Annotated in this window: 6 protein-coding genes; 1 reads left to right on the forward strand and 5 read right to left on the reverse strand. The window is 71.5% G+C overall.

Annotated features, from left to right (window positions below):
• Positions 1 to 112 precede the first annotated feature (112 nt).
• Positions 113 to 1,048: a chlorophyllase gene (locus AB0N07_RS49425; RefSeq protein ID WP_365847350.1), complete on the reverse strand. Its 936-nt coding sequence runs from the start codon at positions 1,046 to 1,048 to the stop codon at positions 113 to 115.
• A 55-nt stretch (positions 1,049 to 1,103) separates the two neighbouring features.
• On the opposite strand from AB0N07_RS49425, the gene AB0N07_RS49430 reads away from it, so the two are divergent.
• Positions 1,104 to 1,505: a helix-turn-helix domain-containing protein gene (locus AB0N07_RS49430; protein ID WP_365847352.1), complete on the forward strand. Its 402-nt coding sequence runs from the start codon at positions 1,104 to 1,106 to the stop codon at positions 1,503 to 1,505.
• A 136-nt stretch (positions 1,506 to 1,641) separates the two neighbouring features.
• Here the strand turns inward: AB0N07_RS49430 and AB0N07_RS49435 are convergent, their stop codons facing one another.
• The 4 genes from AB0N07_RS49435 to AB0N07_RS49450 form a co-directional block, all read right to left on the reverse strand.
• The gene (locus AB0N07_RS49435) at positions 1,642 to 2,286 is read right to left on the reverse strand and encodes a cutinase family protein (protein WP_365847354.1); all 645 of its coding nucleotides are present in this window, start codon (positions 2,284 to 2,286) and stop codon (positions 1,642 to 1,644) included.
• A 151-nt stretch (positions 2,287 to 2,437) separates the two neighbouring features.
• The gene (locus AB0N07_RS49440) at positions 2,438 to 3,667 is read right to left on the reverse strand and encodes a helix-turn-helix domain-containing protein (RefSeq protein ID WP_365847356.1); all 1,230 of its coding nucleotides are present in this window, start codon (positions 3,665 to 3,667) and stop codon (positions 2,438 to 2,440) included.
• Between the two features lie 122 nt (positions 3,668 to 3,789).
• Entirely contained in the window at positions 3,790 to 4,731 is a 942-nt protein-coding gene (locus tag AB0N07_RS49445; protein WP_365847358.1) for an alpha/beta hydrolase family protein, read from the reverse strand.
• A 22-nt stretch (positions 4,732 to 4,753) separates the two neighbouring features.
• Entirely contained in the window at positions 4,754 to 6,067 is a 1,314-nt protein-coding gene (locus AB0N07_RS49450; protein ID WP_365847360.1) for a thioesterase domain-containing protein, read from the reverse strand.
• Between the last annotated feature and the right edge of the window lie 93 nt (positions 6,068 to 6,160).

Raw genomic sequence — 6,160 nt, forward strand, 5'->3', positions numbered from 1 at the left:
TGATCCACAAGACCGGCCCCGCCACCTACGCCCTCGCCTGCTGACCCGACACGCTCGACACCGACCAGAAGATCCTTAACTTCCCGGCCTTGGGTCTTGCCGTCTTGAGCACCTATTTGCTCTCGGTGGTGAAGGCGCCGGAGCGGTGGCTGATCTGGTCCTGCAGGGCCTGCCAGCTTCGTGCGTCGGCGCTGAGGACGTCGTGGAGGTAGGCGGAGACGGCGTCGGCGACGAGGACGACGCGGGCGGGGTCCTCGTCGGTGGTGTCCTTGGCGGCCTCGCCGGAGATTCCGCCGAAGAGGTGCTCGCCCTCGGCGATGGTGAGCAGTCGCTTCGGGCCCGGGCTGAGGTGGTAGGCATCGGTGAACCATTCGGGTCCGCGGGTAGTCATCACCGACTGGTCCTTTCCGCCGGCGATGACCAGGGCGGGGGCGGTCATGCCGGAGAAGTCCGGGCGCGCGAACGGGAGATGGGTGAGCGCGAAGGGCGTCAGGGCGTCCCCGGCACCGGCCGCCGCGATGAGCGCGCCCGCCTTGACGGCGGGGTGGGAGAAGTCCTCGCCCGGGTTGCCCTCGGTGTCGAGGACGCGGGCGCCCAGGAGGGCTCCGGCGGTCTGTGCTCCCCAGGAGTGCCCGACGGCAGCGACGCGATCGCGGTCGACGCGCGCGGCCAGACCGCCGACCTGGTCGAGGATGTCACCGAGGCCGTCCAGGACACTGTGCAGATCGGCTATGCGCACGCGCCAGACGGTGGCGAAACGGGGATCGTCGAAGCCGATGCCGTGGCGGCGGGAGTCCAGATGGGTGGGCTGCACCACGACGAACCCGGCAGCAGCCCAGCGGTCGACGAGGGGCTCGTAGCCGTCCATCGACCAGGCGTTGCCGTGGGAGAAGACGATGACGGGCAGGTCTCTCCCGTCGACCGGTGCGGTGACCTTGACCTGCAGGTCGATGCCGCGGTCGGTGGTGGGAACGGCGATGGGCTTGACGGCGACGACCTGACGGTGGGGCGTGGCCGTGGGACGGCTCTGGCCGGAGTGAAGTTCCATGGCGTCGACGTTAGGAAGCCGACAGGTACCAAAAGGTAACCTTCGGCTCGTGAACATGACCGTAGCCGACCTGACGAGCGCGGCAGAGGAGCTGGAAGCGGGCACGGTGTTCCTCGCCGACTGCCCCGCGCGGCTGGCGATCGAGATCATCGCCAACAAGTGGTCTGTCCTTGTCCTGTTCGCTCTCACCGGCGGACCCAAGAGACACAGCGAACTCGTCGCCCTGTCCGGCGGGATTTCGCGCAAGGTACTGACGCAGACCCTTCGCCGCCTGCAAAGCAACGGCCTGGTCGACCGGCAGGTGTACGCCGAAGCGCCGCCGCGGGTCGAGTACGGCCTGACCACGCTCGGCCAGACACTCCAGGAGCCGATCGTGATGCTGACCGAGTGGGCGCGAACCAACGGCGAAGCTGTCGTCGATTTCCGGGAGTCGGCAGACGCCGGGTCGATCGCCTGACGGCGGTTGCGCCGCCGGGCGAACGGGGTGACGGATGCAGCCTCGCGCATTTCGCAGGGGAGCCCAAGTAGCTCTGCAGGAACCAAGTTGCGCCCGGGAGGAGATCCTCCCGGGCCCGTCCTGCGCGTTTGTCCAATCAGACCTTGGTCGCGGCGAAGGCGGCCGCCGCGTCGGCGTCCGAGGTGTAGCCGAGGTGCGCGAGGACGTCGGTGCCGCCGTTCTCGCAGATGGGATCGCCCTTGGCGCAGAAGTCGATGGTGCGGCTCTGGTAGGTGCCGGTGACGCTCTTGCCGAGGGCCCGGATCGGGTTGCCGAACAGCAGCACCGCGGCGACCCTCGGTTCGAGCGCGGCCGGGATGGTGGCGACGATGGGGCTGCCGACCACCGCGCCGTCGCTGCTGATGCCGATGGAGTTGTCGACGACGTTCGCGCCCTGCGAATAGCCGACCAGAACGAAACGCTGATTCGGGCAGGCCGCCGCCTGGCTGTCGACGTGATCCACCAGTTCGGCATTGCCCTGCGCGGCGGAGGTGAGGGAAAGGTCCGCCGGGTAATTCACCTTGTAATTGGAGAGGTTCTTGCCCGTCAGTTTCTTCTGCAGGGCGGAATACACCGGGTCGCCGACTATCGCGCCGAGCGTGCCCGGCTCGAACGTGCCGCGAGCCGCGACGACATCGATGTCCGAGCAGGTGGCAGCCGATGCGGCGGGTGTCGAGACAGTGGCCACTCCGGCTGCCCCGCCGATCAGCGAGAGCGCGGCGAGACACAAGCGAATACGCATGGGGATCCTTTGAGGGTCGGGCGCGTTGCGCGCCTGCGGAAAAGGACGTCCCGAAGGTATTCGCTTCTTCTGACGACGTGTTATGCATGGGAATTCAGAAGTTCAGCGGATTCTTGAGCCGAGGTGAGTCGGCGGGAATTGCCTGCACTGTCTACGCGGAGGGCGTTTCCTGCTCCCGCAGTTCCTCGGCGCGCAGTGCCAGGATGAGGTCCAGGCGGGTGCCGGGGTCGTGCAGGGCGTCCCCGAAGAGCTTCTCCAGCTGACGCAGGCGGTAGCGGACCGTCTGCGGGTGGATGTGCAGACGGGCGGCGACGTCGGGCACGTTGCTGCCGCTGAGCAGCCACGCCAGCAGCGTCTCCGCGAGCCGGGGCCGCTGCCCCTCGGTGGCCGTGTCCAGCGGGGCGAGGACCCGCGTCTCCAACTGCGCCAGCAGCGGCTCGTCCCCGTGCAGCAGCAGCGTGGAGAGATGGTCGGCGCACCGCACCACGCCCTGCCGGGGCAGGATCCCGCGCCCCATCAGCCGCAGCGCCCGGGCGGCCCAACGCAGCGACTGCGCGGCCTCGGTGAGCGGCACCGTCGGGCCGATCGCCGCCGGACGCCCGCGCAGTGCGAGAGTGAACGCGCGGCCACCGAAGCGGCCCGAACCGTCCGGATCGGGCAGCAGCATCCGCGGCGGCCGCGACCGCATGTCCACCAGCGCCCCCGCACCCGCCAGCGGCCGCTCCTCCTCGCGCTGGTCCGCCGGGGACGCGAGCGCGACGACCGCGACCTGCCGGGGCACCGACCAGCGGGCGCCGTGCGCGAGATCCTGCACGGTCTCGAACGACACCGGCCCCTCGCCCAGCAGCCGTTCGAGCAGGCGCCTGCGCCGCCGCTCCAGCTCGTCGGTGCTGCGCAGCCGGGCTTCCGCATAACCGGCGGCGGCCGCCTCGGCCACCTCGTGCACGGTCCGGAACGCGAGCTCGCCCAGCGCCGCCACCACCGCCGAGTCCAGCCCCAGCTCCTCCGCCGTACGGCCCATCAGCCGCCAGGCATGCATCCCTCCGATCCGCAGCGCGGACTGCAGGGCGTCCAGGCTGCGGTCCTCCAGGGCCACCCCGCGCCCGAGTTCGTGGTATGTCGAGGCGATCGCGTCGCTGCGGCCGCGCGGGTCGGCGATGTGGTCGACGAACAGGGTCAGCGCCTGCACCACCCCGGCCCGCAGATTCCTGGCGTACATGCCGTCCGCGGGTCCCGCGTACTCGGGAACCTGTCTGCGCACCTCGTCCTCGACCTCGTCGGCCACCGCCTCCAGCCGGGCACGCAGCAGGTCGGCGAGGTCGGACGGCACCGAGGGGGACGCCGGGCCGGCCGGTTCGCCGTGCGGGGTGGGGACGGCCATCGCGGACACTCCTTCCCACCGGAACCGGCTCACCCGCGGAGTGTTTCCCGTGGGACGAGGGACAGGTCCTGTGTTGGACGGGCGTCCCCTGCGTTCCGTTCCGTGCCCCGACGGCACCGACATCACTCCGGCAGCCCGAGAGCACCGGCGAGCATCGGCCACGACGCGGTGAACTCCGGTTTCCAGTACGCCCAGCTGTGTCCTCCTCCTGCGTAGAAGTGCGTGGTGACCGCGATGCCCTGCCGGGCGAGGGCGTCGGTGAAGCTGTGGGCGGAGGGCCACAGGGCGCTCTCCAGAGCTTCGGGCAGCCAGTCGCCGGTCCCGCCGACCACTCCGCTGCCGTTGGAGACGTACAGGGGAGTGCCGCGCAAGCCCGCGGCGCGGGCCCGCGGGTTGAAGTTCTGCCAGGTCAGCAGGTTCAGGACCGGGTTGCCCCACAGGGACAGCGGAGCAAGGTTCTCGCGGGCCACGATGGCGTCGACAAGCGTGGGCACGCCGGGCGCGGTGGTGTCGAGGATGCCGCTGTAGGAGGCCGCGGCGGCGAACGCGCCCGGATGGCGGGCCGCGTGCGCCATGGCCCCGTAGCCGCCGGTGGAGACCCCGGCGACCGCCCGCACCCCCGAGGCCCGGTAGTCGCGCCTGAGCATCGCCGGGACCTCGGTGAGCTGGAACGTCTCGTAGTCGGGGCCGCTGAGCCAGCGGGTGGGAATGCCGGTGGGGCCGCCGTCCGGCATCGCCACGATCAGATCCCGGCCCTCGGTGAAGGCCTCGATGCCGGTCTCCCGGGTCCAGGACGTGTAGTCGTCATGGGCGCCGTGCAGCAGATACAGCACGGGATAGGCGCGACCGGGCCGGGTGTCGAAGCCGGAGGGCAGGATCAGCCGCACCGGGGCGCTGCGGCCCAGGGCGGCGGAGGCCACGGACACGTCGAAGGTGCGCGGCCCCAGCCGGGTCGCGGCCCGCGCGGTGCCGGCGGCGCCGAACAGAGCGGCCAGACCGGCGCTCGCCGCGGCCTTGGTGACGGTGCGCCGGGACACTCCGGTGGCGCGGTGGGGGTGGGGCATGGCGGCTCCTCGGGATCCGGGGTCAGCGGGTCTGCTCGGCGAGCTCCCGCCGCAGCTGGGTGGCGATCTCGTCGACGTGCGGCGGGTCGAGGAGCGACAGATGGTGGCCGCCGACCCGTACCACCGACAGGCGCGGGCACACCTCGTCCCAGCCGAGCGCCTCGTCGTCCCGCTCATAGGCCGCATCGCGCACGGTGTGCGGAGCGCGCTCGGTGGCCCGGTACAGGACGACGCGCCCGTCGTAGTGTCCCGGCCGGTGGGCCTCGCCGATCCTCAGGTCCAGGTAGGAGGAGCGCTGGTGCTCCAGGACGGCGGCCGGCACCTCGGCGGCCTCGCGCAGCGCCCCCAGCACTGCGTGGATGCGCGCGCCGTCGTCGTCCATCGCCACCAGTTCGTCGTACGGCAGCTCCAGCCCGACCCCGTAGGTGTCGGCGACGTGCCGGGCGAAGCCCGTGAAGTGCGCGCGGATCCGGTCGTCCCGCGCCAGCCCGGGGAGCGGCAGGGGCCGTACGGAGTCGATGAGCACCACCAGCTCCACCTCCCGCCGGGCGGCGGTGAGCTGCCGTGCGGTCTCCTGCGCGACGAAGCCGCCGAAGGACCAACCTCCCAGCACACAGGGCCCGTTGGGGTGAGCGGAGGTGATGATCTCGGCGTAGCGGCTCGCCTTCTCGGTCACCGTAGTGGCCTCTTCGATCCGCTCCAGCCCGTACACCGGCCGGTCGTTTCCGAGCCGCTGCGCCAGTGTCCGGTAGACGTCGGTGGTGCCGCCGGCGGCGTGGACGAGGAACAGCGGCGGATGCGAGCCGCCGGCCCGCAGAGTACGCAGCGGCGAGCCGTCCCCGGCCGGGAGCGTTTGCCGGATGCGCTCGGCGAGTTGCTCGACCGTGGGGGTGCCGAGCAGATCGCGCAGCTGCAGTTCGACGCCGAACTCGCGCTCCAGGGCGGTTTGGACACGGACGGCCATCAAGGAGTCCAGGCCGAGGTCGGCCAGGGCGGTGGCGGGGGTGACACGGCCCGGCGCATGCCCCGTGACGGCGGCGATGTGATGGCACAGACGGGCGGTGACGGAGGTCTCCTGCGGCGCGGCGATCTGCTCCTCCGGCTCGGCGGCGGGGGTGGTCGTTGCCGCCCGTCCGTCCGTCCACCAGTGCCGGACATGCCGCCAGCGCGGCGCGGGCAGATCGATGACGCGGCCCGACGGTAACGGCAGGCGCAGCCCCGCCGCGTACAGCGCGCCCAACTGGCCGAGGAACGCGGCCGGGTCATCGGCGTCGCGGTGCAGTGTGCCGAGGGCGAGCGCGCCGGGTGCCGTGTCGGTGACGGGCCGGGTCAACACCCAAGGCCGGGAAGTTAAGGATCTTCTGGTCGGTGTCGAGCGTGTCGGGTCAGCAGGCGAGGGCGTAGGTGGCGGGGCCGGTCTTGTGGATCA

The organism is Streptomyces sp. NPDC051172 (genome assembly GCF_040682555.1).
Lineage (GTDB): Bacteria > Actinomycetota > Actinomycetes > Streptomycetales > Streptomycetaceae > Streptomyces.

What these genes read in the sequence shown, in the direction of transcription:
- AB0N07_RS49425 (WP_365847350.1), bottom strand. Translation starts at nt 1,048, where the DNA reads ATGGAACTTCACTCCGGCCAGAGCCGTCCCACGGCCACGCCCCACCGT.
- AB0N07_RS49430 (WP_365847352.1), top strand. Translation starts at nt 1,104, where the DNA reads ATGACCGTAGCCGACCTGACGAGCGCGGCAGAGGAGCTGGAAGCGGGC.
- AB0N07_RS49435 (WP_365847354.1), bottom strand. Translation starts at nt 2,286, where the DNA reads ATGCGTATTCGCTTGTGTCTCGCCGCGCTCTCGCTGATCGGCGGGGCA.
- AB0N07_RS49440 (WP_365847356.1), bottom strand. Translation starts at nt 3,667, where the DNA reads ATGGCCGTCCCCACCCCGCACGGCGAACCGGCCGGCCCGGCGTCCCCC.
- AB0N07_RS49445 (WP_365847358.1), bottom strand. Translation starts at nt 4,731, where the DNA reads ATGCCCCACCCCCACCGCGCCACCGGAGTGTCCCGGCGCACCGTCACC.